Below are 1,279 nucleotides of genomic sequence, written 5' to 3'. Positions count from 1 at the left end.
CGGAAGGACATCTGTTGGCAGCCTCGCGCAACGCCTCCGCCGTACCCGCTGGTCCCCGTCGCGTCTCCTTTTCGCGCATCCAGGAGCCTCTCGAAGTTCCTGACCTTCTGGCCCTGCAGACCGAGTCTTTCGACTGGCTGCTCGGAAACGAGAAGTGGAAGGCCCGGGTAGAGGCGGCTCGTCAGGCCGGGCGCAAGGACGTCCCGACCCAGTCGGGCCTCGAAGAGATCTTCGAAGAGATCAGTCCTATCGAGGACTTCTCGGGGACCATGTCCTTGTCGTTCCGCGACCACCGTTTCGAGCCGCCCAAGTACTCAGTCGATGAGTGCAAAGACAAGGACATGACCTTCTCCGCCCCGATGTTCGTGACGGCGGAGTTCATCAATAACACCACCGGTGAGATCAAGAGCCAGACGGTGTTCATGGGCGACTTCCCGCTCATGACGCCGAAGGGCACGTTCATCATCAACGGCACCGAGCGTGTCGTCGTTTCGCAGCTGGTCCGCTCGCCGGGCGTCTACTTCGAACGTACTGTCGACAAGACGTCCGACAAGGATCTGTACGGCTGCAAGGTCATCCCGTCCCGGGGTGCCTGGCTGGAGTTCGAGATCGACAAGCGCGACAGCGTCGGTGTGCGTATCGACCGTAAGCGCAAGCAGGCCGTCACCGTGCTTCTCAAGGCACTGGGATGGACCAACGACAAGATTCTCGAGCGTTTCGGCCAGTACGAGTCGATGCGGGCCACCCTGGAGAAGGACCACACGGCCGGCCAGGACGACGCGCTGCTCGACATCTACCGCAAGCTGCGGCCGGGCGAGCCGCCGACCAAGGAGTCGGCGCAGACCCTGCTGGAGAACCTCTACTTCAACCCCAAGCGGTACGACCTGGCGAAGGTGGGCCGCTACAAGATCAACAAGAAGCTCGGGGTCGACTCCGAGATCACGCAGGGCACGCTGACCGAGGACGACATCGTCTCGATGATCGAATACCTGGTCCGGTTGCACGCGGGCGAGGATTCGATGCCGGGCGCCAACGGTGAGATCGTCGTGGAGACCGACGAGATCGACCACTTCGGCAACCGTCGTGTGCGCAACGTCGGCGAGCTCATCCAGAACCAGGTCCGCCTGGGCCTGGCCCGCATGGAGCGCGTCGTGCGCGAGCGCATGACGACGCAGGACGTCGAGGCGATCACGCCGCAGACCCTGATCAACATCCGCCCGGTCGTGGCGTCGATCAAGGAGTTCTTCGGCACCTCGCAGCTGTCGCAGTTCATGGACCA

Annotated in this window: 1 pseudogene; it reads left to right on the top strand. The window is 62.9% G+C overall.

The annotated features are described in order from the left end of the window. Nucleotides 1–14: 14 nt before the first annotated feature. Nucleotides 15–1,279, top strand: a pseudogene (locus tag E1286_RS47280) (DNA-directed RNA polymerase subunit beta); the annotation flags it as partial.

This window comes from Nonomuraea terrae, from assembly GCF_004348995.1.
Classification (GTDB): Bacteria; Actinomycetota; Actinomycetes; order Streptosporangiales; family Streptosporangiaceae; genus Nonomuraea; species Nonomuraea terrae.
The sequence above is the reverse complement of the archived record's forward strand: the minus strand, read 5'-3'. Positions and strand labels throughout refer to the sequence as shown.